The organism is Arthrobacter sp. PL16 (assembly GCF_035985055.1).
Classification (GTDB): Bacteria; Actinomycetota; Actinomycetes; order Actinomycetales; family Micrococcaceae; genus Arthrobacter_D; species Arthrobacter_D cheniae.
Window position 1 is genome coordinate 606774 of sequence record NZ_JAXCIC010000002.1, and the last position, 26207, is coordinate 632980.

General features: G+C 66.7%; 21 protein-coding genes and 1 tRNA gene. 15 read left to right on the plus strand and 7 right to left on the minus strand.

The features are described from left to right. Window positions 1–35 precede the first annotated feature (35 nt). The 4 genes from RCH21_RS06515 to RCH21_RS06530 form a co-directional block, all read right to left on the minus strand. Window positions 36–842 (minus strand): carotenoid biosynthesis protein, encoded by an 807-nt coding sequence (locus tag RCH21_RS06515; RefSeq protein ID WP_326963673.1) that lies wholly within the window; start codon window positions 840–842, stop codon window positions 36–38. A gap of 80 nt (window positions 843–922) precedes the next feature. After that, window positions 923–1174: a PspC domain-containing protein gene (locus tag RCH21_RS06520; RefSeq protein ID WP_326963674.1), complete on the minus strand. Its 252-nt coding sequence runs from the start codon at window positions 1172–1174 to the stop codon at window positions 923–925. A gap of 54 nt (window positions 1175–1228) precedes the next feature. Next, window positions 1229–1537 (minus strand): hypothetical protein, encoded by a 309-nt coding sequence (locus RCH21_RS06525; protein ID WP_182976821.1) that lies wholly within the window; start codon window positions 1535–1537, stop codon window positions 1229–1231. Then, window positions 1534–3108, minus strand: coding sequence for a PspC domain-containing protein (locus tag RCH21_RS06530; protein ID WP_326963675.1), 1575 nt, complete (start codon window positions 3106–3108; stop codon window positions 1534–1536). The genes RCH21_RS06525 and RCH21_RS06530 overlap by 4 nt, the downstream gene beginning before the upstream one ends. 124 nt (window positions 3109–3232) lie before the next feature. Between RCH21_RS06530 and RCH21_RS06535 the strand changes: the two genes are divergently transcribed. Continuing rightward, entirely contained in the window at window positions 3233–4564 is a 1332-nt protein-coding gene (locus RCH21_RS06535) for an ATP-binding protein (RefSeq protein ID WP_326963676.1), read from the plus strand. A gap of 93 nt (window positions 4565–4657) precedes the next feature. Then, window positions 4658–5338 carry a response regulator transcription factor gene (locus tag RCH21_RS06540; RefSeq protein ID WP_326963677.1) on the plus strand — a complete coding sequence of 227 codons (681 nt, stop codon included), beginning with the start codon at window positions 4658–4660 and terminating at the stop codon, window positions 5336–5338. A gap of 22 nt (window positions 5339–5360) precedes the next feature. On the opposite strand, the gene RCH21_RS06545 is transcribed toward RCH21_RS06540, so the two are convergent. Then, window positions 5361–6596 carry a pyridoxal phosphate-dependent aminotransferase gene (locus RCH21_RS06545; protein WP_326963678.1) on the minus strand — a complete coding sequence of 412 codons (1236 nt, stop codon included), beginning with the start codon at window positions 6594–6596 and terminating at the stop codon, window positions 5361–5363. A gap of 269 nt (window positions 6597–6865) precedes the next feature. On the opposite strand from RCH21_RS06545, the gene RCH21_RS06550 reads away from it, so the two are divergent. From RCH21_RS06550 to rplL, 8 genes are all read left to right on the plus strand, one after another. After that, a tRNA-Trp gene (locus RCH21_RS06550) sits at window positions 6866–6938 on the plus strand. Window positions 6939–7091: 153 nt separating this feature from the next. After that, a complete protein-coding gene (gene secE, locus RCH21_RS06555) occupies window positions 7092–7349 on the plus strand; it encodes a preprotein translocase subunit SecE (RefSeq protein WP_326963679.1) in 258 nt (85 codons plus the stop codon). Between the two features lie 103 nt (window positions 7350–7452). Further along, window positions 7453–8376 (plus strand): transcription termination/antitermination protein NusG, encoded by a 924-nt coding sequence (nusG, locus tag RCH21_RS06560; RefSeq protein WP_326963680.1) that lies wholly within the window; start codon window positions 7453–7455, stop codon window positions 8374–8376. Between the two features lie 121 nt (window positions 8377–8497). After that, window positions 8498–8929: a 50S ribosomal protein L11 gene (gene rplK / locus RCH21_RS06565; RefSeq protein ID WP_087030133.1), complete on the plus strand. Its 432-nt coding sequence runs from the start codon at window positions 8498–8500 to the stop codon at window positions 8927–8929. Between the two features lie 147 nt (window positions 8930–9076). After that, the gene (rplA, locus tag RCH21_RS06570) at window positions 9077–9781 is read left to right on the plus strand and encodes a 50S ribosomal protein L1 (RefSeq protein WP_120147097.1); all 705 of its coding nucleotides are present in this window, start codon (window positions 9077–9079) and stop codon (window positions 9779–9781) included. A 102-nt stretch (window positions 9782–9883) separates the two neighbouring features. Then, the gene (locus RCH21_RS06575) at window positions 9884–11002 is read left to right on the plus strand and encodes a GNAT family N-acetyltransferase (protein WP_326963681.1); all 1119 of its coding nucleotides are present in this window, start codon (window positions 9884–9886) and stop codon (window positions 11000–11002) included. Window positions 11003–11267: 265 nt separating this feature from the next. Beyond that, window positions 11268–11867: a 50S ribosomal protein L10 gene (rplJ, locus tag RCH21_RS06580; protein ID WP_326963682.1), complete on the plus strand. Its 600-nt coding sequence runs from the start codon at window positions 11268–11270 to the stop codon at window positions 11865–11867. 57 nt (window positions 11868–11924) lie between these two features. Continuing rightward, window positions 11925–12302, plus strand: a complete 378-nt coding sequence (rplL, locus tag RCH21_RS06585; protein WP_120147094.1) for a 50S ribosomal protein L7/L12 — start codon at window positions 11925–11927, stop codon at window positions 12300–12302. A 129-nt stretch (window positions 12303–12431) separates the two neighbouring features. Here rplL and RCH21_RS06590 read toward each other — a convergent pair whose 3' ends face one another. Together RCH21_RS06590 and idi are read right to left on the minus strand one after the other, a co-directional pair. Beyond that, window positions 12432–13631, minus strand: coding sequence for an acetyl-CoA C-acetyltransferase (locus RCH21_RS06590; RefSeq protein ID WP_326963683.1), 1200 nt, complete (start codon window positions 13629–13631; stop codon window positions 12432–12434). 62 nt (window positions 13632–13693) lie between these two features. Then, complete coding sequence (idi, locus tag RCH21_RS06595) at window positions 13694–14302, minus strand: isopentenyl-diphosphate Delta-isomerase (RefSeq protein WP_326963684.1); 609 nt, start codon at window positions 14300–14302, stop codon at window positions 13694–13696. A 123-nt stretch (window positions 14303–14425) separates the two neighbouring features. Here idi and RCH21_RS06600 point away from each other — a divergent pair, with 123 nt between their 5' ends. From RCH21_RS06600 to RCH21_RS06620, 5 genes are all read left to right on the plus strand, one after another. Beyond that, the gene (locus RCH21_RS06600) at window positions 14426–15493 is read left to right on the plus strand and encodes a polyprenyl synthetase family protein (protein ID WP_326963685.1); all 1068 of its coding nucleotides are present in this window, start codon (window positions 14426–14428) and stop codon (window positions 15491–15493) included. Beyond that, the gene (locus RCH21_RS06605) at window positions 15494–16393 is read left to right on the plus strand and encodes a phytoene/squalene synthase family protein (RefSeq protein ID WP_326963686.1); all 900 of its coding nucleotides are present in this window, start codon (window positions 15494–15496) and stop codon (window positions 16391–16393) included. Then, window positions 16390–18009: a phytoene desaturase family protein gene (gene crtI, locus RCH21_RS06610; RefSeq protein ID WP_326963687.1), complete on the plus strand. Its 1620-nt coding sequence runs from the start codon at window positions 16390–16392 to the stop codon at window positions 18007–18009. The genes RCH21_RS06605 and crtI overlap by 4 nt, the downstream gene beginning before the upstream one ends. A gap of 313 nt (window positions 18010–18322) precedes the next feature. After that, a complete protein-coding gene (gene rpoB / locus RCH21_RS06615; RefSeq protein WP_120147089.1) occupies window positions 18323–21832 on the plus strand; it encodes a DNA-directed RNA polymerase subunit beta in 3510 nt (1169 codons plus the stop codon). 227 nt (window positions 21833–22059) lie between these two features. Next, a complete protein-coding gene (locus RCH21_RS06620; RefSeq protein WP_326963688.1) occupies window positions 22060–25953 on the plus strand; it encodes a DNA-directed RNA polymerase subunit beta' in 3894 nt (1297 codons plus the stop codon). Window positions 25954–26207: the final 254 nt, after the last annotated feature.

Consider the following 26207-nt stretch of genomic DNA (forward strand, 5'->3'; position numbering starts at 1 on the left):
GCGTCGGCTTGCAGGAGCCGGCGTCGACCCAAGGGTCAGCGGCGGGCTGCGGCGTCGAGGGACCCGCCCGGGTTCGAGGGCACCAGCGCCGTCCGTGCGAGCTGGATCCGCCGCCGCACCAGCAGAACGATCAGGCCCGCGGCGAGCACCGCGGGGAACACGAGTCCCGAGAAGATGCAGACGCCCAGCCAGAGGAACATCGACACGAGCAGGCTGTCGAGCAGGCACGGGCGCAGCGGCTGATCGGTGAGCCGACGCCCGCCGATCAGGGTGACGAGCGCCGAGGCGATGAGCCCGGAGATGAGCCAGCCGCCGTAGTTCGACAGCGGTACGCCGTAGTACGGGCCCCCGCCGGGCCAGACCCAGAAGCCGAGCGCCACCGCGCCCGGATCCAGGACGCCGTCGATCACGACCAGCAGGAGACCTCCGAGCACGATCCTCCGCAGGGCCGTGCCAGTCCCCGAAACCGTCGCGACAGCGCCGATCACGAGCGGTACGTAGGACAGGGGCAGCAGGTAGGGAACGAGGCCGAGGATGGTCGGGCCCATCGCATCCCCGTAGTGGAACTCCCCGTACGGCACGCCCGTGGCGACGCCGAAACCCTCGATCAGGTAGCCGAAGACGGAGACCGCGACGAGCGTCACCGCACCACGGGCAGCGCCGAACTGCCGCACGAGCGCGATGAACGCGGGTAGCGCGATGAGGAGGTTGAAGCCGTAGGACGCATAGCTCGCCCCTTCGACGTCGGGGAACCGCACGACGAAGTACCCGGAGATGAAGAGGAAGGCACAGGAGGCGGTGAGCAGGCGGGGGAAGCTGCGGATGGTGGTGGTCTTCGGCACGGTATCCATCCTTGCAGGTCACGCACCAGCACGGGACCTCCGCCGGCTGAGCGGAGGTCCCGTGCTGCGAAGCCGTTCGACTAGCGCTGCCGAGAACCGGTGAGGAGCTGCTCCAGGGCGATACTGCCGTCGGTCTTGGGCAGCAGGAGCCACAGCACGGCGTAGAGCGGAAGCCCGATGAAGGGAAGGAGGAAGCTCAGCAGCATCACGATGCGCACGTAGCTCACGCGCCAGCCGTACTGCCGTGCAATGCCCGACGCGATGCCGCCCAGGATGCCGCCGGGAGCGCGCTTGATCGGGGAGGAGCGGAGGATGCTGTAAAAGGACTGCATGATGTGCCTTTCGGGAGTTCCGGATCGGGGTGTGCGCTGCTACGTGCTGAGCGTTCAGTATGCGGGGGTGTCCTGTGTCCTTGCGCCGGGTGCCTCCGGGTCGATGCGCCGGTCGTCGGTCGCCATGAGCCCGGTGTCGTCCTGGTCGGTGCGCTCCGGGCGCCCCCTGAGCGACAGGAGGCCTCCTGCAACCAGCGACAACCCGACACCGATCAGGAGCCCGAGGGCCACCACCACGGGATCTATCGACAGTGTGACGAACTGACTGACGAGCAGGAGCGCGGCGATCGAGAGGATGACGGCGCCCCAGACGATGGTGACGACGCGGGCGCGGCGCGGACGAGCGGTGACGGAGGTGCTCATGGGGTATCTCCCGTAGGTGTCGAGGTGCTGGCATCGGGTGGAAAGGAACTGTCGGAACCGGCCGCTGTAACGATGGTGACGTCGCTGAGGGCACCCCTCACATCGAGGACGAGAGCGGGCCCGGTGGTATCGGGGTTCAGGTCGCCGTTGCTCAGCTGCAGGACTCCGCCGCTGCTCTGAAACTCGGGCGACGGCGTATCGAGGCCGCTGGCCGTGCCGCGCGCATCCGCGTTGCCGAGCGCCATCCGTGTTCGCACCTCAACCGGCAGGTCGTCCGGCACGATCACCGTGACGTCACTGACGAGCACGTTCACCGGTACGACGACGTCCCGGGTCGGGGTGGGCAGGTCCGCCAGGTCGATCGTGCTTTGGGCGGCCATGACGCTGTAGCCGCCGGCGGCGGCCCGGAGGGAGATCGGGGTCGTCCGGCTGTCCTGCACCACGATCCAGGTCCCGCCGACGACGGTGAACGAGGCGACGAGGGCGGCAACAAGTGCCAGCGCTCCGGTCAAGCCGACGAGCCCGGACGTCCGCCCGCGGGCTCCGAGGGCGAGAACGCCGAGGGCGAGGACTATCGCGGCTGCTGCGAAGGCCACGACGGCGGGGTTGGCGAGGTCGAGGATGCCGAGGTAGTCGACCACGAGGAGTGCCGACGCTGTGACGATCGCTCCGCCGATCAGGAGCGCCGTTGCGGACCCCGAAGGCCGGAGAGGGCGGTGGCGCGCGGGGGACTGCCGGTGAGCGGCTGCGTCCGATGCGGGATAGGCAGCCGGGGCCGAGGGAAAGGCGGAGTAGGGGGTGGAGCCGGACCACAACGCCTGGTCGGATGAATAGGGCGGGTTGTACGTCCCGGTGATGGACCGGGTGTTCAGATCGGGTTGATAGGGCAGTGGCACCGTTCTGTTGACGTTCGGGTGCTCCGCTTCAGGCTCGGCGTCGTTCCCTGGCGGGCCTTCCGCCGACGACGGATCAGGGCTGTAGGGGACCGGCCCGAAGGGCTGCGCCGAACCGGCAGCAGGCTGGTCACCGAAGCTCTGGGGGCCTCGCGGATCCTGCCCCCCACCGGACGTACCGGGCAGGCCCCGGCCGCCGCTGGAGCGGTTGACGATCCAGTAGACGAAGAGGACCACCGCTCCGATCCAGAACAGCGCCCACAGCAGCCCGCCGCTCCCGCCGTCACCGAGAAGGGGGAGGTTCGGACGCCATAGCCCGATCACCACCAGGGCGGCTGCGCCGGTCAGGCCGGAGGTCCAGGAGCCGCGCCCGGCCTGTTCGACGTGGATGCGGCCGTCCGGCTCGGGCAGCAGGGCCCATGCCAGACCGTAGAGCAGCACCCCGATGCCACCGAACACCGACAGGATCACGATGAGCCCGCGGACAAGGGCCAGGTCCAGGCCCGTGCGGCCGGCAATGCCGCCGGCGACGCCGCCGACCCAGCGGTCGGGCGCCCTGGTGATGTCGAGCCCCCGGATCCAACGGAAGAACGGGGAGGAGACGACACGTTCCGTCGTCGTCGGTGCGGCCGGTTCATGCTGCCAGGACGGCCCGCCTGGAGTTGATGCTGGGTTCATGCCTCCATCCTTCCGCCGATGCCCGCGGGGAACCATCGGGGCCTACCCTGACTGAACCCTGAGTGCTCCCTGATTCTTCTCCGGGAGCGTCCCCTGACAAGCGACAGCGTGTTTTGATGAGGGTATGAGACCACCCCTGCTGCGTAGTTCCGACGGCGTGATCGCCGGCGTCTGCGCGGGGCTGGCAGTTCACCTGGGTATCAAGCGATCCTGGGTGCGGATCGGGATGGCGGTGCTCACCCTTGCCTCCGGTGCGGGCATCCTGCTGTACGCCTGGCTGTGGATCTTCGTGCCCACCGCGGCTGACCGCGCCGCAGAGGCAGGGCGGCAGACCGGACCCGCAGCGTTCATGCACGGCGTCGGGGCAGGCACCCTGCCCGACGGCGCACCGGCAGGAGCATCGGCACAGACTGCCCGGATCCTCGGTGATCAGGTCCGTTCGGATCCCGTCGGCCCGCTCGACGTCGACACGTGGCGCGAGCGGACGCTGCGGGCCGGGCGGCGCGAGGTCCTCGTCGGTACGGCGCTCCTGCTCGCGGCTGCTGTGCTCGTGGTGCAACTGCTGGGAGTGCAGCTCGACTGGGGCTTCTTCGTCCCGATCGCCGTCGTGGTGGCGGGCGCCGCGCTCGCCTGGTCCCAGCTCGACGAGGTGCGCCGGGCCAGGATGATGAACCGTGCGGGCGCCGGACGGGCGGGCGGGACCCTGCGCCTGGTCGCCGGGATCGTCCTGGTCGTCACCGGCGTCCTCGTGGCCTTGTCCAGCAACGGCTCCTGGACCCTCACGATGGCGACACTGGTCGCCGTCCTCGCCGTGCTCGCCGGCGTCGGACTGGTCCTGGCGCCGTGGGGACTGAAATTCTGGCGCGACCTCGAGACGGAGCGGGCGGCACGGGTGAGGGAGACGGAGCGCGCGGAAATTGCAGCGCACTTGCACGACTCCGTCCTGCAGACCCTCGCCCTCATCCAGAACAGGGCGGACTCCGAGACCGATGTCCTGCGCCTGGCGCGGGCGCAGGAGCGCGAGCTCCGCCAGTGGCTCTTCGCCGATCCGGGTCGGGATCCCGGTAGCCTCGCCGAGCGGCTGCGGGTCATGGCGGGTGAGATCGAGGACCTCTACGGACACCCGGTCGCCGTCGTCGCCGTGGGGGACGCCGTCCTGGGGCCCGCGGAGGACGCGCTGGCGCAGGCGGCCCGGGAGGCGATGCTCAACGCGGCCAAGCACGCCGGGGTCGCCGTCTCGGTCTACCTCGAAGCCGGCCCGGACACCGTCGAGGTGTTCGTCCGGGACAGAGGCAGCGGATTCGACCCCGCCGCGGTGCCGGCGGATCGTGCCGGCATCCGCGAGTCGATCCACAGCAGGATGCTGCGCCACGGCGGTTCGTCGGAGCTGCGCAGCGACGGCGACGGCACCGAGGTCCGGCTCCGGCTGCCGAGGACCACCGAGAGCCCTGTCTAGGCTGGCGGTGGACAGGCGCGACGACGGCCAGCCGCGGGACGCGGGGGAAGCACGACCGGCACACGGGCCGAAAGGCCAGGAAGAAGGACGCACGTGGACAGCGAGATCGTAGCGCAGGACGGGGCGGCGCCGACGACGGTATCCGTGGTGATCGTCGACGACCACGGCATCTTCCGCTCCGGCCTCAGGGCGGCGCTCGGACCGGTCATCCGCGTGCTCGGCGAGGCCGCGACGGTCGAGGAGGCGGAGACGATCATCGGTGCGACGGAGCCCGACGTGGTCCTCCTCGACGTGCACCTGCCCGGAGGCCTGGGTGGCGGCGGAGCCGAGGTCATCCACCGCTGCGCACGGCGCGGGACACGGTCCCGCTTCCTGGCACTGAGCGTCTCCGACTCGGCCGAGGACGTCGTCGCCGTCATTCGAGCGGGAGCGCGAGGCTATGTCACCAAGACCATCTCCGGCCCCGAGATCACGGACGCCGTCCGACGCATCGCATCCGGTGACGCCGTCTTCTCCCCGCGTCTCGCCGGATTCGTCCTCGACGCCTTCGGAACCGCCGCGGTCGCGGTCGATGACGAGCTCGACCGCCTCTCGGCACGCGAGCTGGAGGTCATGCGCCTGATCGCACGCGGGTACAGCTACAAGGAGACGGCGAAGGAGCTCTTCATCTCCGTGAAGACCATCGAGACGCACGTGTCAGCGGTGCTTCGGAAGCTGCAGCTGTCCTCGCGCCACGAACTCACCCGCTGGGCGACGGAGCGCAAACTCCTCTGACGCCGCGGGCAGGCGTGCAGGTCTACCGCGGGGAGGCGAGGAACTCCTGCAGGCGTCCCACACCGACGGCGAGGTCCTCGTCGCCGAGCGCGTAGGAGAGCCGCAGGTAGCCGCTGGGACCGAAGGCCTCACCGGGAACGACTGCGACCTCGACCTTCTCGAGGATCAGCGTCGCGAGTTCCGCGGAGGTCGTTGGCGTGACGCCGCCGAACGTCCGGCCGAGCAGGGCGCGCACGTCGGCGTAGGCGTAGAAGGCGCCATGGGGGGTGGGGCATTCGACGCCGTCGATCTCGTTCAGCGCGGTCACCATCGCTCGACGCCGGCGATCGAAGGCGACCTTCATCTCGTCGACAGCCGTCAGCGGACCGGAGACGGCTGCCAGGGCGGCCATCTGCGGCACGTTGGACACGTTCGACGTCGCGTGGGACTGCAGGTTCGTCGCAGCCTTCACGAGGTCCTTCGGGCCGATCATCCAGCCCACGCGCCATCCGGTCATCGCGTAGGTCTTCGCGACACCGTTGAGGATGACCACCTTGTCCCCGAGTGAGGGCGCCGCCGTCGCGATGGAGGTGAACGGCACGCCGTCGTACGTCAGGTGCTCGTAGATCTCGTCCGTCACGACCCACAGCCCGCGCGCCGCAGCCCACTCTCCGATCGCGCGCACGGCATCGGCCCCGTACACCGCGCCCGTCGGGTTCGAGGGCGACACGAACAGCAGCACCTTGGTGCGGGGGGTCAGCGCAGCTTCGAGCTGATCGAGGGTGACGAGGTAGCCCTGCTCAGGGCCGGCGAAGACCTCGACGGGCACGCCGCCGGCGAGACGGATGGCCTCGGGGTAGGTGGTCCAGAACGGCGTCGGGACGAGAACCTCGTCCCCCGGATCGAGGAGCGCCGCGAAGGACTCGTACACGGCCTGCTTGCCTCCGTTGGTCACGAGCACCTGCGCCGGGTCCACGGTGTAACCGGAATCGCGCAGCGTCTTCTCCGCGATCGCCTGCTTCAGGTCGGGCAGCCCACCGGCGGGAGAGTAGCGGTGGAACTTCGGCTGGCGCGCCGCAGCGATCGCCGCCTCGACGATGTAGTCCGGCGTCGGGAAGTCAGGCTCACCGGCGCCGAACCCGATCACGGGCCGTCCGGCCGCCTTCAGGGCCTTCGCCTTGGCGTCGACGGCCAGCGTCGCCGATTCCGCGATCGAGTCGATCCGCCGGGAGATCCGGGGGAGTGCTGCGCGGATGGAGTCGTCGGTCGTCGCGTTCATCGGGTCCCGTTCCATGAGGTTCTGTGGCTGCTCCCAGCTTAGGCCGTGGCTCCCGTCCGGACCCGAATCACGGAACGACGGCGGCGTCACGGAACGGGAGGCTGCACCGGAAGGGCCAGGAGGACGACCCGGCCACTGTTCGCCGCCCGTCGTCCGGTTCGACGTTCCGGCGGTGATTGCGTAGACTTATTTCTCGGTGTTGAAACACCATGATGGTTCGTGCCCTCCCCGGGTCGGCCGAAGTGGATGCAGTAGTGGTTCAAAACCAAAGGGTAGTGGCGCAATTGGTAGCGCAGCGGTCTCCAAAACCGCAGGTTGCAGGTTCGAGTCCTGTCTGCCCTGCGCGTGGCCTTCGCGGATGTATGGCGAAAGCACGGCAGAAGAAGATCACGAAGCCCCGGCGCAGGCACAGGCCCCGCGCGGCGGTAAACATGATCAGCTGGGGGCGCCACTGGTGGTCCGGCTGGGACACCACAGAGATTGATGAGGTTGACGGTGACCGATACGGCTGCGAGCAGCTCCAAGGGAAGCCCGCCCGAGAACAAGGCTCCCCGACGCGGGCTCTTCGGACGCATCATACTGTTCATCCGCCAGGTCTTCGCGGAGCTGGGGAAGGTCGTCACGCCCACCCGCCGGGAACTGGTTCGATTCACCATCACCGTCCTCATCTTCGTGGTCATCATGATGCTCCTCGTGACCGCCCTGGACCTCCTGTTCGGGGCCGGCGCGGTATGGGTCTTCGGCGACAGCTGACCCTGGTCCCGCAGGAATTCACGTTCCGGCTCCGCTGTCGAGGTGTCGGGTTCAGTACAGGCAAGCAAGACCTTGTGAAAAATGTCAGAAAGCAGGCGGCTAGGTGTCCGAGCAAGAACTCGAACGGCAGATCACTCCCGAAGATGGTCTGGAGAACGAGGAGTACGGGACGGAGGCTGAGGTAGAAGCCTCCGACCTCGACGTGCCTGCTGACGGTTCCGACACGTACCCCGCCGATACCGACGTCGCGGCCGAGGACGGACTCCTCGCGGACGACGCCGACGCCGCTGAGACCGACGACGCCGCAACCGACGAGATCGAGGCCACCGCCACGGACGCCGTCGATGAAGCTGCTGCATCCGGGTCCGACGAGGTCGATGCGACCGACGGGACCGATGCAGCGGACGGCGAGGAAGCTCCCGCGGAGGACCCTGTCGAGGCGTTCAAGGCAAGGCTCCGCCGTCAGGAGGGTGACTGGTATGTCATCCACTCCTACGCAGGCTACGAGAACCGCGTGAAGGCCAACCTCGAGACCCGCATCCAGACGCTGGACATGGAAGATTACATCTTCGAGATCCAGGTGCCGATGGAAGAGGTCGTGGAGATCAAGAACACGACGCGGAAGATCGTCAACCGCGTCCGCATCCCCGGCTACGTGCTCGTCCGCATGGAACTCAGCGATGAGTCCTGGGGTGCGGTTCGCCACACCCCCGGCGTCACGGGCTTTGTGGGCAACGCCCACAACCCGGTGCCGCTGAGCCTGTCCGAGGTGTTCTCGATGCTGGAGCACACCATCGTGCACACGGACGCCGCGTCGGGCAAGCCCATCCAGCCGCAGTTCACCCCCGCCACGGTCAATTTCGAGATCGGCGAGTCGGTCACCGTCAACGAAGGGCCCTTCGAGACCCTCCCGGCATCGATCTCCGAGATCAAGCACGAGTCGCAGCAGCTCGTCGTGCTCGTGTCGATCTTCGAGCGCGAGACTCCGGTCACCCTCTCGTACAGCCAGGTCACCAAGATCCAGTAAAGCTTCGACGCCTCCCGGCGTGCTTCGCCGGGGTCGTCGTCAGGCCATCACGCCATGATGGCCACCACCCCGCAGGACGCTCCTGTCCCGCGGGAACGCAATGCAAGAGAAGGACCCTTTCATGGCCCCCAAGAAAAAGGTCACCGGCCTCATCAAGCTGCAGATCAATGCAGGCGCCGCCAACCCGGCTCCTCCCATCGGTCCCGCGCTTGGCCAGCACGGTGTCAACATCATGGAATTCTGCAAGGCATACAACGCCGCCACGGAGTCCCAGCGCGGAAACGTCATTCCCGTGGAGATCACGGTGTACGAGGACCGCTCGTTCACCTTCATCACCAAGACCCCGCCCGCAGCCGAGCTGATCAAGAAGGCAGCGGGCGTCGCCAAGGGATCCGGTACCCCGCACACCGTCAAGGTCGCGAAGCTGACGAACGCACAGGTCGAAGAGATCGCCACCATGAAGATGGAAGACCTCAACGCCAATGACGTCCAGGCTGCGGCAAAGATCATCGCCGGCACCGCCCGCTCGATGGGCATCACGGTCGAGGGCTGACAGCCCCCACCATCCGCCCGGTACGGCATCGCCGTAGAGGGCACACCACCAATTCACAGCACGACGGAGCCGCCCAGTGCGGAACGCTCGTGAGTGGCAGGGCCCAGCGCGGTCCGACGACCACGACTGCATAAGGAGAACAAGCAGATGGCACAGCGCAGCAAAGCATATAGGGGAGCTGCCGCGAAGATCGAGGCGGACAAGCAGTACGCCCCCTTCGAAGCGGTAGTCCTCGCCAAGGAGACCAACCCGTCGACGTTCGACGCCACGGTCGAGGTGTCCTTCCGTCTCGGAGTGGACCCCCGCAAGGCGGACCAGATGGTCCGCGGCACCGTGAACCTCCCCCACGGCACGGGCAAGACCGCCCGCGTCCTGGTGTTCGCAACGGGCGAGAAGGCAGAGGCAGCCATCGCTGCCGGCGCCGACTTCGTCGGTTCCGACGACATGATCGAGAAGGTCTCCGGCGGCTGGACCGACTTCGACGCAGCGGTTGCAACCCCTGACCTCATGGGCAAGGTGGGACGCCTCGGAAAGATCCTCGGCCCCCGCAACCTGATGCCGAACCCGAAGACCGGAACGGTCACGGCGGACGTCGCCAAAGCTGTCACCGACATCAAGGGCGGCAAGATCGACTTCCGCGTCGACAAGCACTCGAACCTCCACTTCATCATCGGCAAGGTTTCCTTCGACGAGCAGAAGCTGGGCGAGAACTACGCTGCCGCACTCGAGGAGATCCTCCGCCTGAAGCCTTCGGCTTCGAAGGGCCGGTACATCCAGAAGGCGACGGTCTCGACCACCTTCGGTCCCGGCATCTCCGTCGACCCGAACGTCACCAAGGTCTTCGCCGTCTAGGTCGACCTTCGAAAAGCCCCGCAGCGCCTGCTGCGGGGCTTTTTCGTGCTCCGTGGCCCTCAGTGATTGAGGCCTGCCAATCAGTGAGGCTAAGCTCGGGGCATGGACACCTTCAGCATCGGGCAGCTCAGGATCCCCGCGAGTCTCGACGCCGAGGGCGGAGACGACTTCGCGCAAAGCGCTGCGGTCGGCAATGCGGTCGAACACCACCTGTGGGGGCATGACGATTTCGCCACCGATGCGGAGGAGCGGCTGGCGATGGTGCAGCCGACGCCGGAGCGGGACTACGTCCTCGCGGTGGCGAGGACTGCCCGGACCATCGTCGCGAATGCGCGCATCAGCATCCCGTTGCGTGACAACCTACGAGCCGCCTATGTGCAGATCGAGGTCCTGCCGCAGGTCCGGCGGCAGGGGATAGCGCAGGCGCTCCTCGCCTTCGTCGAACAGCATCTGTCCAGCCGCGGACGGACCATCATGATGTCCTGGAGCGATGCTCGCGTCGACGACGGCGGTGATCGTCCCAGCCCTGACAGACCGGTCCTCGTGCCACCCACGGGAGCTGGTTCCTACCCGGCGGACGACGCAGCGGCCGTGCTGGCGCTGGGCGCCGGTTTCGAACTCGTGCAGGTGGACCGCCAGAGTGTCCTCCATCTGGCTTCGATGCGATCGCGTCGCAGCGGGGCCGGGGACCTCGAGCGGAAGGAAGCCGAGGCCCGCGCTGTCGGGTCGGGGCAATACGAGCTCGTCGCTTGGTTGGACCGCTGTCCCGAGGATCTCGTGGAGGACTACGCCCTCCTGCGGCGGAGAATGAGTACTGATCCTCCCCTCGGTGGGTTCACCCAGGAGGAAGAGCTGTGGGACGCGGGCCGCATTCGACGGGCGGAGGAGCGGGCGCTGGCCGGCGGTGCCTCCAGCCTCGTCTGTGCGGTGCGCCATCGCAGCAGTGGACAGCTGGTGGGTCACACGATCCTCGAACGCTTCGACTCCAGGCCCGCCGTGGTGTACCAGGAGGACACCCTGGTCCTCGAAGAGCACCGCGGGCACCGACTCGGCATGTGGCTGAAGGCTGCGAACCTCGGACGTGTGCTCGACGCATGGCCATCCGCGGAACGCATCTACACCTGGAACGCGGAGGAGAACTCGTTCATGTTGAACGTGAACATCGCCCTGGGCTTCCGTCCCGCCGGGCGCACCGCAGGCTGGCAGAAGGTACTGGCCTAGGGCCGATTTGGTGCGGCTCCTGCTGTCACGTACGCTTTAACTACCAAAGACCGTCGGTCGGTCCACATCCACTTCGTCGAAGCGCATCCGTGTGCGGTAGCGAAGAAGGATATGGATCCGAAAGCTCCCGTAAGGGACGGCCTACGCAGGTGAACGAAGCTCCTCTTTCCTGGCTCGTGCCACGAAAGCAAAGCCCCGTGCATCTGCGCGGGGCGTTTTTTATTGGGGCTGGGAAGCCGGCGCATATTCCCCCGGAAGGAGGGTTATGGCAACGCCAACAAAGGTTTCTGCAGTGGACGAGATCACTACCGATTTCAAGGATTCCACCGCTGCTGTCCTGACCGAATACCGCGGGCTCACTGTTGCTCAGCTGAAGGAACTCCGCCGTGCCCTTGGCGCGGACACCAAGTTCTCCGTCGTCAAGAACACCCTGACGGGCATCGCGGCTAAGGAAGCAGGCATCGACGCGTTCGAGGGCCAGCTGTCCGGACCCACCGCGATCGCCTTCATCAAGGGTGACGCCGTAGCTGCTGCAAAGAGCCTCACGGATTTCGCGAAAGCCAACCCGAAGCTCGTCATCAAGACCGGAATCTTCGAGGGCAAGGCCCTCGATGCTACCGAGGTCGTCGCCCTGGCGGCCCTCGAGTCGCGTGAACTCCAGCTCGCCCGGGTGGCAGGTGTCCTCAAGGCGCCGATGTCCTACCTGGCCCGCACGGTCGATGCACTGCGCATCAAGCTCGAGGAAGAAAGCGGCGCTGCACCTGCAGCCGACGCTGACGCTCCCGTCGCCGAGGAAGCCGCTGCGCCCGCAGAAGCTGCCGCGGAGGCTCCCGTCGAGGAAGCCGCAGCACCCGAAGCGAACTAGTTTCCCTTCGATCCACACACTCCGGTGCAGTGCACCACTAAAGGAAGGACGCCTCCCATGGCGAAGCTCACCAACGAAGAACTCATTGAGGCTTTCAAGGAACTGTCCATCATCGAACTCTCGGACTTCGTGAAGTTGTTCGAGGAGACCTTCGATGTCACCGCCGCTGCCGTTGCAGTAGCAGGCCCCGCCGGTGGCGGAGCCGACGCTGTCGAAGAGGAGCAGACGTCCTTCGACGTCATCCTCGAGGCTGCCGGCGAGAAGAAGATCGCAGTGATCAAGGAAGTCCGCGCGCTCACCTCGCTGGGCCTGAAGGAAGCCAAGGACGTTGTCGACAGCGCTCCCAAGGCCGTCCTCGAAGGCGCCACCAAGGAAGCCGCAGAGAAGGCCAAGGAGTCCCTCGAGGCTGCCGGCGCCACCGTCACCCTCAAGTAACACCCTCTGCTCACCGGCCCGGCGCATGCCGGAGCCGCTGCAGGACGAAAAAGCCCCGCTTCGCGAGAAGCGGGGCTTTTTCGTCGTTCCGGGGCCGGCGAGTCCGGTGAGCGTCGTCCCCTGCCGTGCTCAGCGCCAGAAAAGCAGCGCTTCGCCCTGGCCGCCACCTCCGCAGAGACTCACGGCTGCCCGGCCGGAGCCGCGTCGCGCGAGTTCCATCGCCGCATGGAGGGCGAGGCGCGCACCCGAAGCTCCGATGGGGTGCCCGAGGGCGATGGCCCCGCCGTGGATGTTGCACTGCTCCAGGGGGTAGTCGAGATCCTTGAGGGACTGGCATGCCACGGACCCGAAAGCCTCATTGATCTCGATGAAGTCGAGGTCCGAGGTGCTCCACCCGGCGCGGTCGAGGGCCTGCAGGATGGCGGCTGAGGGCTGCGAGTGCAGCGTATTGTCAGGTCCGGCCACCTGCCCCGGCTTCCCGACGACGGCGAGGACCGTCAGCCCTGCCTCGTCCGCGAAGGAGCGGGTCGTGATGACAAGGGCCGCTGCGCCGTCGGACAGGGGAGAGGAGTTGCCGGCCGTGATCGCCCCGTCGGGGTTGAAGGCCGGCCGCAGCCTGGCGAGCGACTCGACGGTCGTCGCTGGGCGGATGCCCTCGTCGGCGGTCAGGATGACGTCGTCGCCCTTGCGCTGCCTGACGGTGACCGGGACGATCTCCTCTGCCAGGATGCCGCTGTCGGTCGCAGCCGCAGCTCGCTGGTGGGACACCGCGGCGACGGAGTCCTGCGCCGTGCGGTCGATCTCGAGTCGTACATTGCCGCGCTCCGTGGAGGCACCCATGGAGTCGTTGTCGAATGCGTCGGTCAGGCCGTCGTGGGCCACGGAGTCGAGGGCCTGGATGGAGCCGTAGTTCCAGCCCTGGCGTGAGCCCGGGAGGAGGTGGGGGCCACGGGTCATCGACTCCTGGCCTCCGGCGACCACGACGCGCGCCTCGCCGCTGCGGATGAGGCGGGCGGCATCGATGACAGCCGTGAGGCCGGAGAGGCACACCTTGTTGACCGTGACGGCTGGCACGTTCCAGGGGATACCGGCTTTCACCGCCGATTGGCGGGCTGGATTCTGCCCGCATCCCGCCTGGACGACGTGTCCCAGGATGACGGCGTCGACGGCTGTGGTGTCGACACCAGAGCGTTCCAGTGCCGCCGTGATCGCGAGGGCGCCGAGCTCGACGGCCGTGAAGGATGCGAGCTGTCCGTTGAGGCGTCCGAGGGGTGTGCGGGCGCCTCCGACGATGACGACGTCGTCGGGGGTTGGCGTGGGTGTGGCCATGGCGAAACTCTCTTTCGTCGTTGAAATGGTGCCGCTACAAGGGTAGGTGTTCCCGGTGGTGGTCAGGCGGCGTGGCGCGGCCCCGGGCCGTCGGCGCCGTGCGGGTAGAGCAGCGGCAGCTGTAGCGTGAGCCACGGACTGAACGCCCACGGGGTCGATGTCACGGCACGCACCAGTTCGGCCGCATCCACCCACTGGACGTCCATGACCTCGTCGGGCAGGGGCGCCACCGGGCCATCCGCGACGGCGGTGTACACGGGGCAGATCTCGTTCTCGACGATGCCTGATGCGTCCACGGCCCGGTAACGGAAATCGGGGAGCGCCGGCCGGATGTCCCGGACGGTGAACCCGAGCTCCTGGGCTGCCCGGCGGGTCACCGCAGCCTCGAAGCCCTCACCCGGGGCGGGATGCCCGCAGAAGGAGTTCGTCCACACCCCCGGCCACGCCTTCTTCCCGAGCGCACGTCGCGTGACGAGGATGCGCCCGGCGTCGTCGAACACATGCGTGGAGAACGCGAGGTGGAGTGGCGTCTCGAGGGTGTGGACGGTCGCCTTGTCGTGGGTGCCGATCGGAGTACCGTCCTCGGCGAGCAGCACCACGACCTCGGGTGCCGGACCTCCGTCGCCGCTGCCTACCGAGCCCTGCTCGATGGTTCCTGCTTCGCTCGCCATGCTGGCACTCTTTTCCGCTGGTTGTCCGCTTCGTGCGCCAGGGTCCGCCGCGTCCGGCGGCCGGCCCGGCTGCATACGCCCCGCGTTTCGTCAGGGGCGCCCTTCTCGTTGTTTACTTTACCTATGGACATGGACACTCTGCTGGTCGAGCCCGCGGGGCTCGAGCAGGTCGAGGGTGCACTCGAGCGGTTCTTCGAGGAGTCGAAGGTCCGTGCCGCCAAGATCGGTCCCGGGTACCACGGCCTGTGGGAAACCCTCGAGCGCTGCACTGCCGGTGGAAAGCGCTTCCGGCCACGTCTGGTGATGTCCTCCTACCAGATGCTCGGTGGCCGTGATCTCGAGAACGCAGCCGAAGTGGGTGCCGCCTTCGAGCTGCTGCACACGGCCCTGATCGTGCACGACGACGTGATCGACCGGGACTTCGTCCGCCGGGGCATACCGAACGTTTCGGGCCGCTACCGCAGCATCGCCGAGGCAGCAGGCATGTCGCCCGACGGCGCCCGCCACGTCGGACTGTCAGCTGGAGTCATCGCCGGCGACCTCGCGCTTTCCAACGCCTACCGCCTGCTCGAGCGGGTCGAGGCTCCGGCCTCGACGCGCCGGAGGCTCGGCGAGATCCTGGACGAGGCGCTCTTCGCCTCGGCCGCCGGGGAATTCCTCGACATCGAGACGTCTCTCCATCCCACGATGCCGCCGCTCGAGGACATCGTCCGGATGGCACGCCTGAAGACCTCCGTCTACTCCTTCGAAGGGCCGCTGCAGGCAGGCGCCGTCCTCGCCGACGCCGAGGAGGAGGTGATCGTCCGCCTCGGTGATTTCGGGCGCGACGCCGGGATCGCCTACCAGATCGCCGACGACCTCCTGGGTGTCTTCGGGAACGAGACACGCACCGGCAAGACGAACTGGGGTGACCTGCGTGAGGGCAAGCGCACGGCCCTGCTGTCCTACGTCTCCTCCCGTCCCGAATGGGAGAGTATCTCGTCGCTGGTGGGTAGCCCCGGGATGTCCGCCGCGGAGGCGGACCACGTCCGGCGCATCCTCGTCGACAGCGGAGCGAAGGCATACTCCGCGGACCTCGCTGCGGAATATGCCTCGCGGGCCCGCACCCACCTCGAGTCCGCCGTCGTGCCGGCCGCACTGCGGTCCGCCCTCGAGGCCGTGGTGTCCGCCGTCGTGGACAGGGTCCACTAGGTGGCTGTCGAGGATGCGCTCGCGCGCTACAACGCGGCCGCGTTGAAGACCTCGGCCGAGGTCATCCGCTGCTACTCGACATCGTTCGGCATGGCATCGCGCATCCTCGACCGCACCACCCGCAGCTCCATCGAGGCCGTCTACGCGCTGGTCCGCGTCGCCGACGAGATCGTCGACGGCGCCGCCGCCGGGGCCGGACTGCCGCCCGCCGGAGTGGAGCGGCTGCTCGACGACCTCGAGCGTGACACCGAGACGGCCATGACCACGGGCTACAGTGCCAACCTCGTGGTGCACGCCTTCGCCGTCACAGCGAGGACCACGGGAATAGGCACCGACCTCACGCGACCCTTCTTCGCATCCATGCGCGCCGACATCACCCGGAGCGAGCACACCCAGGAGTCCTTCGACCTGTACGTCTACGGATCGGCCGAGGTCGTCGGGCTCATGTGCCTGCGCGTCTTCCTGGTCGGCAGGACCGTAGCTCCGGAGCAGGAAGCCGTCCTCGTGGACGGCGCTCGGCACCTCGGTGCTGCCTTCCAGAAGATCAACTTCCTGCGGGACCTCGCGGAGGATTTCTCCACCCTCGGCCGGAGCTACTTCCCGGACGTCCGTCCCGGGAGCTTCACCGAGGAGGACAAGCTCCGGCTCCTCGACGATATCGACGAGGACCTGCGCGTCTCGGCTGCGGCGCTTCCGGGCCTTCCTCCGGCGCCTCGCCGCGCTGTCGCCCTCGCCCAGGGCCTGTTCACCGAACTCGCCGCGAGGTTGCGGTGCACGCCGGCAGATGAACTCCTCAGGACACGGATCCGGGTCCCGAACCCGGTCAAGTTCCGCATTCTGGCGAAAGCCTTCACCGGTCGCGCGGTACCGGGACTCACCGCGCAGGGAAGGACGGCATGACACCGCAGAGAGAGCGTGCACGCGTGGGGGAACGGGACGTCGTCGTGATCGGCGGCGGCATCGGCGGGCTCGCGACGTCGGCCCTGCTCGCACGGGAGGGCCACCGGGTCACCCTGCTCGAGAAGCGCGACCAGATCGGAGGCCGGGCCGGATCCTGGGAGCAGGACGGCTTCCGCTTCGACACGGGTCCGTCCTGGTACCTGATGCCCGAGGTGATCGACCACTTCTTCAAGCTCATGGGCACGAGTGCCGCCGAACAGCTCGACCTGCGGAAGCTCGATCCGGGCTACCGCGTCGTCTTCGAGGAGGGCTTCGACACAGTCGACGTGCCCGCGGACCGCGAAGCCGTCACCAAGCTCTTCGAGTCCATGGAGGCAGGGGCGGGGGAGCAGCTCTCGAAGTATCTCGATTCCGCCGAGGACGCCTACGAGATCGCGAAGAAGCGCTTCCTCTACTCGACCTTCCAGTCCTTCCTGCCGTTCTTCCGCCCGGACGTCCTGAAGCGCCTTCCGCGGATCGGTTCCCTCCTGCTGCAGCCGCTGCAGTCCTTCGTCGAGAAGCGCTTCAAGGACCCGCGCATCCAGCAGATCCTCGGATATCCGGCCGTCTTCCTCGGCAGCTCGCCCTTCGATGCGCCGAGCATGTACCACCTCATGAGCCACCTCGACCTCGACGACGGCGTGCTCTATCCGATGGGCGGCTTCACAACCCTCATCGCGGCGATGCAGCGGGTGGCGACCGCCGCCGGCGTCGACATCCGCACGGGCGCGGACGTCGTCTCCATCGACACCCGTGAGCGCACTCCCGGCAGGTCGCCCCTCGACCGCCGGTCGGCCACGGTTCGTGCAGTGACCTACCGCGCGGCAGGCACGACGACGACGGTCGACGCCGACATCGTCGTCTCCGCCGCCGACCTCCACCACACCGAGACCACGCTGCTGCCGGCCGACCTGCGGACGTACCCCGAGAAGTACTGGGAGAAGCGCGTCCCGGGTCCAAGTGCGCTGCTGCTCTACCTGGGCGTCCGGGGGAGCCTGCCGCAGCTCGAACACCACACGCTCCTGTTCACCACGGACTGGCGGGACAACTTCGGCCGGATCTTCGGCAAGGAGACCTCGGTGCCCTCGCCGGCGTCGCTCTACGTCTGCCGCCCCAGCGCGACCGATGACTCCGTGGCACCCGAGGGGCATGAGAACGTCTTCGTCCTCGTGCCGATCCCGGCGGATGTCACCATCGGCAGGGGCGGGCTCGAGCGCGGGGGAGACGCCCGGGTGGAGGACCTCGCCGACGCCGTGATCGGGCAGATCTCGGAGTGGGCGGGAGTCCCGGACCTCGCCGAGCGGATCGTGGTGCGGCGGAGCTACGGACCGCAGGACTTCGCGGATGACCTCAACGCCTGGCGCGGAACCAGCCTCGGGCCCGCGCACATCCTCAAGCAGAGCGCTTTCTTCCGCGGATCGAACCGGAGTGCGAAGGTCGACAACCTGTTCTACGCGGGGAGTTCCACCGTTCCCGGCATCGGGATCCCGATGTGCCTCATCAGCGCGGAACTGATCGTGAAGCGATTGCGCGGGGACACGAGCACGGGGCCGCTCGCCGAGCCTGCGACGGGTTAGGCTGTTGCCACTGCCGGAGCGCCGGGCCAATTCTTCCTCCGCCCGGGTGCGGCAGGCTTGACGGAGAAGGGTGCAACGCGCTATTGGACTTTCTCATGCCTGTGCCGTAATGTAGGTCTTTGCGTCTTCCCTCTAAAACCTCAGCCTTCATATAGCGGTGGGCTTTGCTCTGCTCTCGTCGTTTAACCTGGCCACCTGGTTGGGGTTCACGCGGGCAGACTTCCGGTAAGCACTGAGATCCCCGCAGCATCCTGCGGTGGCGGTGCTGAGGCGAGGGCGCTGACAAGCCTGACGGTCTGTGGAAGGATCCCTCTTGGTCGCCCCGAGCACCTCTAATAATGCAACCGCTACCAGCCAGGTCGACGCCGACGGCGCCGCATCCAGGCTCTCATTCGCAAAGATTCACGAACCGCTTGACGTACCCAATCTTCTCGCCCTCCAGACGGACAGCTTCGACTGGCTCGTCGGCAACGAGCGCTGGAAGGCGCGCGTCGAGGAAGCGCTGGAAAAGGGACTGCAGGGTGTAGCCACGACCTCCGGTCTGGCCGACATCTTCGAAGAAATCTCCCCCATCGAGGATTTCCAGGGCACCATGTCCCTGAGCTTCTCGGAGCCCGAGTTCGCCGACCCCAAGTACACGATGGCCGAGTGCAAGGATCGCGACGCGACCTACTCCGCCCCGCTGTACGTCAAGGCCGAGTTCATGAACAACAACACGGGCGAGATCAAGCAGCAGACCGTCTTCATGGGTGATTTCCCCCTCATGACCGACAAGGGCACCTTCGTCATCAACGGCACCGAGCGTGTCGTCGTGTCGCAGCTCGTCCGCTCGCCGGGCGCCTACTTCGAGCGCACCGCCGACAAGACCAGTGACAAGGACATCTTCAGCGCGAAGATCATCCCCTCGCGTGGTGCCTGGTTCGAGCTCGAGATCGACAAGCGCGACCAGGTCGGCGTCCGCCTCGACCGGAAGCGCAAGCAGTCCGTCACCGTACTGCTCAAGGCACTCGGCTGGACCGAAGGCCAGATCCTGGAGGAGTTTGGCCAGTACGACTCCATCCGCGCCACCATGGAGAAGGACGCGACGGAGACCCGCGAGGACGCCCTCCTGGACATCTACCGCAAGCTGCGACCAGGCGAGCCCCCCACGGTCGAGGCTGCGCAGACGCTTCTGGACAACCTGTACTTCAATCCGAAGCGCTACGACCTCGCGAAGGTCGGCCGGTACAAGATCAACCGCAAGCTCGGCATCGACAAGGACCTCACGGATTCCGACGCCTCGGTACTGAACATCAACGACATCGTCGCGATGATCAAGTTCCTGGTCGCCCTGCACGCCGGTGACAAGACCCTCGGCGGCAAGCGCGACGGCGGCGACGTGGAACTCCGCGTCGAGGTCGACGACATCGACCACTTCGGCAACCGTCGCATCCGCGCCGTCGGTGAGCTCATCGAGAACCAGGTCCGCACCGGCCTGTCCCGTATGGAACGCGTCGTCCGCGAGCGTATGACCACTCAGGACGTCGAGGCGATCACCCCGCAGACCCTGATCAACATCCGTCCCGTCGTGGCCGCGATCAAGGAGTTCTTCGGGACGTCCCAGCTCTCGCAGTTCATGGACCAGAACAACCCCCTCGCCGGCCTGACGCACAAGCGTCGCCTGTCCGCGCTGGGCCCGGGTGGCCTGTCCCGTGACCGCGCCGGCATGGAGGTCCGTGACGTCCACCCCTCGCACTACGGACGCATGTGCCCCATCGAGACCCCTGAAGGCCCGAACATCGGCCTCATCGGTTCGCTCGCCTCGTACGGCCGCATCAACGCGTTCGGCTTCATCGAGACCCCGTACCGCAAGGTCGTCGACGGCATCGTCACCGACCAAATCGACTACCTGACCGCTGATGACGAGGTGGAACGCCTCATCGCCCAGGCCAATGCGCCGCTCAGCGAGAAGAACACGTTCGTCGAGGACATGGTCCTCGTGCGTACCCGTGGTGGCTCCGGCGAACCTGTGCTCGTCGTGCCCAACGAGGTCGAGTACATGGACGTCTCCCCGCGCCAGATGGTGTCCGTCGCGACCGCGATGATCCCGTTCCTGGAGCACGACGACGCCAACCGCGCCCTCATGGGTGCGAACATGCAGCGCCAGGCCGTGCCCCTGCTCCGTTCCGAGCGTCCCCTTGTGGGCACCGGCATGGAGAAGAACGCAGCCGTCGACGCCGGTGACGCAGTCACCGCGACGAAGGCCGGCGTGATCAAGGAGGTGTCGGCCGACATGGTCAGCGTCCTCAACGACGACGGCACCGAGACGAACTACCCGATCATGAAGTTCGCCCGCTCCAACCAGGGCAACGCGTACAACCAGCGTGTCCTCGTGTCCGAGGGCGACCGCGTCGAATTCAACACGATCATCGCCGACGGCCCGTCGACCGACCAGGGCGAGCTCGCGCTGGGCAAGAACATGCTCGTGGCGTTCATGTCCTGGGAGGGTCACAACTTCGAGGATGCGATCATCCTGTCGCAGCGCATCGTCTCCGACGATGTCCTGACGTCGATCCACATCGAGGAGCACGAAGTCGATGCCCGCGACACCAAGCTCGGTGCCGAGGAGATCACGCGTGACATCCCGAACGTGTCCGAAGAGGTCCTGGGCGCGCTTGACGAGCGCGGCATCATCCACATCGGTGCAGAGGTCGAGGCCGGCGACATCCTCGTCGGTCGAGTCACTCCCAAGGGTGAGACGGAACTGACCCCGGAGGAGCGCCTGCTGCGCGCCATCTTCGGCGAGAAGAGCCGCGAAGTGCGCGACACCTCGCTGAAGGTCCCCCACGGCGAGTCGGGAACGGTCATCGGCGTACGCATCTTCGACCGCGACAACGACGATGAGCTGCCCCCGGGAGTCAACCAGCTGGTCCGCGTCTACGTGGCCCAGAAGCGCAAGATCACGGACGGCGACAAGCTTGCCGGCCGTCACGGCAACAAGGGCGTCATCTCCAAGATCCTGCCGATCGAGGACATGCCGTTCATGGAGGACGGTACCCCCGTCGATATCGTCCTGAACCCCCTGGGTGTTCCGGGCCGTATGAACGTCGGACAGGTCCTCGAGATCCACCTCGGCTGGGCAGCCAAGCAGGGCTGGAAGATCGAGGGTGAGCCCGAGTGGATGAAGAACCTCCCGAACCTTCCCCGGGAGATCTCCTCGACCACCGTCGCGACCCCCGTGTTCGACGGCGCCACCGAGGACGAGATCGTCGGCCTGCTCGGCTCCACGAACGTCACGCGTGACGGACAGCGCCTCATCGGCGAGTCCGGCAAGGCATGGCTGTTCGACGGCCGCTCCGGCGAGCCGTTCCCGGATCCGATCTCCGTGGGCTACATGTACATCCTGAAGCTCCACCACCTGGTGGACGACAAGATCCACGCCCGCTCCACCGGTCCGTACTCCATGATCACGCAGCAGCCGCTGGGTGGTAAGGCGCAGTTCGGTGGCCAGCGCTTCGGTGAGATGGAGGTGTGGGCCCTCGAGGCCTACGGTGCGGCCTACACGCTGCAGGAACTCCTGACCATCAAGTCGGATGACATCCACGGACGCGTCAAGGTGTACGAGGCCATCGTCAAGGGCGAGAACATCCCCGAACCGGGCGTTCCCGAGTCCTTCAAGGTGCTGATCAAGGAAATGCAGTCGCTCTGCCTGAACGTGGAAGTCCTCTCCACCGACGGCACCACGATTGAAATGCGTGACTCGGATGAAGAAGTCTTCCGGGCCGCGGAGGAACTGGGCATCGACCTCTCACGGGCCGAGCCGAGTTCTGTCGAGGAAGTCTAGGTTTCACGCCCCGAACCGGTGTTAGAACGCGGCCAACGAACGGTCAACTGCCTCCCAAGCCAGGAAAAGCATCTGGCTCGGGGCCCTCGGCAGAAGACCTTAGGCCGCGGACGGCCTTGAAATATTAAGGGCCGCTTCCTCGAACACCGGTCCGGTGCGGGCCTGGACCCCCGCCGCACCCCATAAGACTTCAAGAATTTAGAGAACTAAGAGAGAACAGGGACCCTATGTCCAGCGAATCCTCCTTCGGCCTCATGCGAATCGGCCTTGCCACCGCGGATGAAATCCGTGGCTGGTCTTACGGCGAGGTCAAGAAGCCGGAAACCATCAACTACCGCACGCTCAAGCCCGAGAAGGACGGCCTCTTCTGCGAGAAGATCTTCGGCCCTTCCCGCGACTGGGAGTGCTACTGCGGCAAGTACAAGCGCGTGCGCTTCAAAGGCATCATCTGTGAGCGCTGCGGCGTCGAGGTCACCCGTGCCAAGGTGCGCCGCGAGCGCATGGGGCACATCGAGCTCGCCGCTCCCGTCACGCACATCTGGTACTTCAAGGGTGTCCCGTCGCGCCTCGGCTACCTCCTCGACCTGGCTCCGAAGGACCTCGAGAAGGTCATCTACTTCGCCGCCTACATGATCACCTCGGTCGACGACGAGAACCGCCACGCCGAGCTGCCCAACCTCCAGGCCGAGCACGACCTCGAGAAGAAGCAGATGACGGACCAGCGCGACTCCGACATCGCCGCGATCGCCAAGGATCTCGAGAACGAGATCGCCCGTCTCGAGGGTGAGGGCGCCAAGGCTGCGGACAAGAAGAAGGCCCGCGACTCGGCCGACCGCCAGATGGCGAACGTCCGCAAGCGGGCGGACGCCGACATCGAGCGCCTCGTGCAGGTGTGGGAGCGCTTCAAGACCCTCAAGGTCGCCGACCTCGAGGGTGACGAAGGCCTCTACCGCGAGCTGCGCGACCGCTACGGACTGTACTTCGAGGGCTCCATGGGCGCCGAGGCCATCAAGAAGCGCCTCGAGAACTTCGACATGCCTGCCGAAGCAGAAATGCTGCGCGACATCATCCAGAACGGCAAGGGCCAGCGGAAGACGCGTGCCCTGAAGCGCCTCAAGGTGGTCAATGCCTTCCTGACGACGACGAACAGCCCCCTGGGCATGGTCCTCGACGCCGTACCGGTGATCCCGCCGGAACTGCGCCCGATGGTCCAGCTCGACGGCGGCCGTTTCGCGACGTCCGACCTCAACGACCTGTACCGCCGCGTCATCAACAGGAACAACCGCCTCAAGCGCCTGCTGGACCTCGGAGCCCCCGAGATCATCGTGAACAACGAGAAGCGCATGCTGCAGGAAGCCGTCGATTCCCTGTTCGACAACGGTCGCCGTGGGCGTCCCGTCACCGGTCCGGGCAACCGTCCCCTGAAGTCCCTCTCGGACATGCTGAAGGGCAAGCAGGGCCGATTCCGCCAGAACCTCCTCGGCAAGCGCGTCGACTACTCGGGCCGCTCGGTCATCGTCGTCGGCCCGCAGCTGAAGCTGCACCAGTGTGGTCTGCCCAAGCAGATGGCCCTGGAGCTCTTCAAGCCGTTCGTGATGAAGCGCCTGGTCGACCTCAACCACGCGCAGAACATCAAGAGCGCCAAGCGCATGGTCGAGCGTTACCGCCCCCAGGTATGGGACGTGCTCGAAGAGATCATCACCGAGCACCCCGTGCTGCTGAACCGTGCACCCACCCTGCACCGTCTCGGCATCCAGGCGTTCGAGCCACAGCTCGTGGAAGGCAAGGCACTCCAGCTGCACCCGCTGGTCTGTGGCGCGTTCAACGCGGACTTCGACGGCGACCAGATGGCAGTACACCTGCCGCTGAGCCCCGAGGCCCAGGCCGAGGCACGCATCCTGATGCTCTCCTCGAACAACATCCTGAAGCCGTCGGACGGCCGTCCGGTCACCCTGCCCTCGCAGGACATGATCATCGGTCTGCACCACCTCACGACCAAGCGTGAGGGAAGCGCCGGCGAAGGCCGCATCTTCACGAGTGTCGCCGAGGCCATCATGGCGTTCGACATGAACTCGCTGCACCTCAACTCTGTGGTCCGGATCCGCGTCGACAACTTCGTGCCCAGTGCCGACGTCGCCGCTCCCGAGGGCTGGGAGCCAGGCACACCGGCGCTGATCGAGACGTCGCTCGGGCAGGTCCTGTTCAACGAGACGCTTCCCCTGGATTACCCCTGGGTGGAGAAGGTCGCCGACAAGGGCCAGCTCTCGACGATCGTCAATGATCTTGCCGAGCGCTACCCGAAGGTCGTCACGGCGGCAACGCTGGACAACCTGAAGGACTCCGGTTTCTACTGGGCCACCCGCTCAGGCGTCACCGTTGCCATCTCCGATATCTCCGCGCCGATCAACAAGGCCGGCATCATGGAGGGCTACGAGACCCAGGCCGCCAAGGTCCAGTCGCAGTTCGACAACGGCCTCATCGCGGACGAGGAGCGCCGTCAGGAGCTCATCGACATCTGGAACAGGGCGACCAACGAGGTTGCGGCCTCGATGCGCGCAGCGATGCCGAAGGACAACACCATCAACCGCATGGTGTCCTCCGGTGCTCGTGGCAACTGGCTGCAGGTTCGCCAGATCGCCGGTATCCGTGGCCTCGTGGCCAACCCCAAGGGCGAGATCATCCCGCGTCCGATCAAGTCCTCGTACCGCGAGGGCCTGTCGGTCCTGGAGTACTTCATCGCCACGCACGGTGCCCGTAAGGGCCTCGCCGATACCGCCCTGCGTACGGCCAACTCGGGTTACCTGACCCGCCGTCTGGTCGACGTCTCGCAGGACGTCATCGTCCGCGAGGACGACTGCGGTACCGAACGTGGACTCAAGGTGATCATCGCCGTGCCGAACGCCGATGGTGAGCTGGTCCTGCACGAGGAGGTCGAGAACTCGGCGTACGCCCGTACGCTGGCGACCGACGTCGTCGACGCCAAGGGTGCCGTGCTCGCTGCCGCGGGTTCGGACCTCGGGGACGTCGTCATCGGCGAGCTGTTCGAGGCCGGGATCACCGAGATCAAGGTCCGCTCGGTCCTCACCTGTGAGTCCAGTGTCGGAACCTGTGCACTGTGCTACGGCCGCTCGCTCGCGACCGGCAAGACCGTGGACATCGGAGAGGCTGTCGGTATCATCGCCGCCCAGTCGATCGGTGAGCCCGGGACACAGCTGACCATGCGTACCTTCCACACCGGCGGTGTCGCCTCCGCGGAGGACATCACCCAGGGTCTGCCCCGTATCCAGGAGCTCTTCGAGGCGCGTACCCCCAAGGGTGTCGCCCCGATCTCCGAGGTCGCAGGTCGCGTCACCATCGAGGATGCCGAGAAGCAGCTTCGCCTGGTGGTCACGCCCGACGACGGTTCCGAGGAGATCGCGTACCCGGTCCTGCGCCGTGCACGCCTCCTGGTCTCCGACGGGGAGCACGTCGAGGTCGGGCAGCAGCTCGTCTTCGGTGCGGTCGACCCGAAGCAGATCCTCCGGATCCTCGGCCCGCGCAAGGCCCAGGAGTTCCTGGTGGACGAGGTCCAGCGCGTGTACCGCAGCCAGGGCGTCGGCATCCACGACAAGCACGTGGAAGTCATCGTCCGGCAGATGCTCCGTCGCGTCACCGTGATCGAGTCCGGCGAGTCGGACCTGCTTCCCGGTGAACTGGCAGAGCGTCGCCGCTTCGAGAACGAGAACCGCCGCGTGGTATCCGAGGGCAAGAAGCCGGCTTCAGGCCGGCCCGAGCTCATGGGTATCACCAAGGCGTCGCTCGCGACCGAGTCGTGGCTGTCGGCCGCTTCCTTCCAGGAGACCACGCGTGTCCTCACGCAGGCCGCCATGGAAGGCAAGAGCGATCCGCTGCTCGGCCTCAAGGAGAACGTCATCATCGGTAAGCTCATCCCGGCCGGTACCGGCCTGGACCGCTACACGAAGGTGACGGTCGAGCCCACCGAGGAAGCCAAGGCGAACCTCTTCACCGGTCCGAGCGCGTTCAGCGACTTCGACTATGCCGGCGTCGAGGGTGGCCTGAGCCCCGAGTTCCACGCGATCCCGCTGGACGACTACGACATGGGCAACAGCGACTTCCGCTGATGCACCACGTGCTGGCGGCTGATCGCCGTCGGGATCGAACGTCCTGAGAAAGGCCCCGGACCCTTTGGGTCCGGGGCCTTTCCCGTCCCCAGGAATGCGCAGGTTGCGCGGGGGAGCGGGGCCGCACGGGAGCAGCTTCCATCTCTGGTAGACTTGGGACCAATTGTTTGTGTGGCAAAGGATTGGCGTTGCGAAACGTATCTCCGTGTTGTACGTAAGTTGTACAACGAATGCCACATTTTCGCACGCCTACA

Excerpts from the sequence above, each read along its gene's own strand:
- RCH21_RS06520 (WP_326963674.1), bottom strand. The coding sequence starts at position 1,174 with ATGCAGTCCTTTTACAGCATCCTCCGCTCCTCCCCGATCAAGCGCGCT.
- RCH21_RS06525 (WP_182976821.1), bottom strand. The coding sequence starts at position 1,537 with ATGAGCACCTCCGTCACCGCTCGTCCGCGCCGCGCCCGCGTCGTCACC.
- RCH21_RS06530 (WP_326963675.1), bottom strand. The coding sequence starts at position 3,108 with ATGAACCCAGCATCAACTCCAGGCGGGCCGTCCTGGCAGCATGAACCG.
- RCH21_RS06535 (WP_326963676.1), top strand. The coding sequence starts at position 3,233 with ATGAGACCACCCCTGCTGCGTAGTTCCGACGGCGTGATCGCCGGCGTC.
- RCH21_RS06545 (WP_326963678.1), bottom strand. The coding sequence starts at position 6,596 with ATGAACGCGACGACCGACGACTCCATCCGCGCAGCACTCCCCCGGATC.
- rplK (WP_087030133.1), top strand. The coding sequence starts at position 8,498 with ATGGCCCCCAAGAAAAAGGTCACCGGCCTCATCAAGCTGCAGATCAAT.
- rplA (WP_120147097.1), top strand. The coding sequence starts at position 9,077 with ATGGCACAGCGCAGCAAAGCATATAGGGGAGCTGCCGCGAAGATCGAG.
- RCH21_RS06575 (WP_326963681.1), top strand. The coding sequence starts at position 9,884 with ATGGACACCTTCAGCATCGGGCAGCTCAGGATCCCCGCGAGTCTCGAC.
- rplJ (WP_326963682.1), top strand. The coding sequence starts at position 11,268 with ATGGCAACGCCAACAAAGGTTTCTGCAGTGGACGAGATCACTACCGAT.
- rplL (WP_120147094.1), top strand. The coding sequence starts at position 11,925 with ATGGCGAAGCTCACCAACGAAGAACTCATTGAGGCTTTCAAGGAACTG.
- RCH21_RS06590 (WP_326963683.1), bottom strand. The coding sequence starts at position 13,631 with ATGGCCACACCCACGCCAACCCCCGACGACGTCGTCATCGTCGGAGGC.
- idi (WP_326963684.1), bottom strand. The coding sequence starts at position 14,302 with ATGGCGAGCGAAGCAGGAACCATCGAGCAGGGCTCGGTAGGCAGCGGC.
- RCH21_RS06600 (WP_326963685.1), top strand. The coding sequence starts at position 14,426 with ATGGACATGGACACTCTGCTGGTCGAGCCCGCGGGGCTCGAGCAGGTC.
- crtI (WP_326963687.1), top strand. The coding sequence starts at position 16,390 with ATGACACCGCAGAGAGAGCGTGCACGCGTGGGGGAACGGGACGTCGTC.
- RCH21_RS06620 (WP_326963688.1), top strand. The coding sequence starts at position 22,060 with ATGTCCAGCGAATCCTCCTTCGGCCTCATGCGAATCGGCCTTGCCACC.